Annotated in this window: 3 protein-coding genes; all 3 read right to left on the bottom strand. The window is 57.8% G+C overall.

What is annotated here, in order from left to right; all coding sequences use genetic code 11:
- A partial coding sequence (locus QMN38_RS26650; RefSeq protein WP_192474022.1) for a cupin domain-containing protein occupies positions 1–284 on the bottom strand: 284 nt, incomplete at its 3' end.
- The gene (locus tag QMN38_RS26645) at positions 274–675 is read right to left on the bottom strand and encodes a HepT-like ribonuclease domain-containing protein (RefSeq protein ID WP_001293886.1); all 402 of its coding nucleotides are present in this window, start codon (positions 673–675) and stop codon (positions 274–276) included. The genes QMN38_RS26645 and QMN38_RS26650, both read right to left, overlap by 11 nt.
- Positions 672–938 carry a nucleotidyltransferase family protein gene (locus QMN38_RS26640; protein ID WP_016487057.1) on the bottom strand — a complete coding sequence of 89 codons (267 nt, stop codon included), beginning with the start codon at positions 936–938 and terminating at the stop codon, positions 672–674. The genes QMN38_RS26645 and QMN38_RS26640 overlap by 4 nt, the downstream gene beginning before the upstream one ends.
- Positions 939–1,026: the final 88 nt, after the last annotated feature.

Raw genomic sequence — 1,026 nt, 5'->3', positions numbered from 1 at the left:
GTATTTCGCGCCCCGTGCACTTGGCCCGGTCTTGCCACGGCTATCTCACCTTCCCTGAGGGCACGAACAATCCCATTGCCCTGAAAGTAATCAGCCATTCCCGACAAAACAGTCCACGTGTCTTGGCCGTGAGGATGAATGTGAGCCGCAATTTCCTGCCCGGGATGGACATGCCAAACCACGATAATTGAGTCTCGGGTTTCAAGCACAACGGAACGAATAGGCTCGCCTTCGGACGGCTGAACATACTCGGCTACAGAAAATATTCTCGATTCAACAGTCATCGGAGATCCCTCTTTCACAGTTGTCGTTACGGTCTTCATCGTCGGCATCCTGACGCACGGCGGGCAATTGCTGGAGCAACGCCGGCAGCCATTCCTGTACCGTCTCCCACACCACATCGAGGTTGATGTCGAAATAGCCGTGAGCCATGCGATTACGCATATTGCGCATGCTGCGCCACGGCACGTCGGCATGCGCCTGGGTGAACTCGACGTAGCCATCCATCACCTTTGTGGCCGCCTCGCCGATGACGATCAGGCTCATGATGACGGCCTGCTGGGTGCGCTTGTCGGCCAAGAAGTCGTCCTTGGCCATCCCTTCCACGAAGCTGCGCGCATCGGTTGCGGCCTGCTGAATGTGGTCGAGGTAATCGGGCAGGCGGTTCTCGCTCATATCGGTTGCGCCTCCGCGAGCACCTTGGCCCGGAACTTCGGCGGCAGGTCGCCGGGAGTCAGCAGATCGACGTCAACGCCGAGCAGCGATTTCAGTTCTTCTTCCAAATCGCCCAAGTCCAACAACGTGGCACCGGGCAGCGCATCGACCAACAGGTCGAGGTCGCTGCCATCCCGGTCGGTGCCATGCAGCACCGAGCCGAAGACGCGCGGGTTCGCGGCGCGAAAGCGGCCTACCGCTTCACGCACTGCGCTTCGCTTCATGTCAAGCACAACAGACGGTCGCATGCGCATCCTTTCTTATCGAAACTCGTTGAGATGATATGCAATCAAGAATAGAATTTCAAGAACT

It is taken from the genome of Citrobacter sp. R-1.5.2 (assembly GCF_035064245.1).
GTDB lineage: Bacteria > Pseudomonadota > Gammaproteobacteria > Enterobacterales > Enterobacteriaceae > Citrobacter.
Note: the sequence above shows the minus strand (reverse complement) of the source record. Positions and strands in the feature narration are given on the sequence as shown.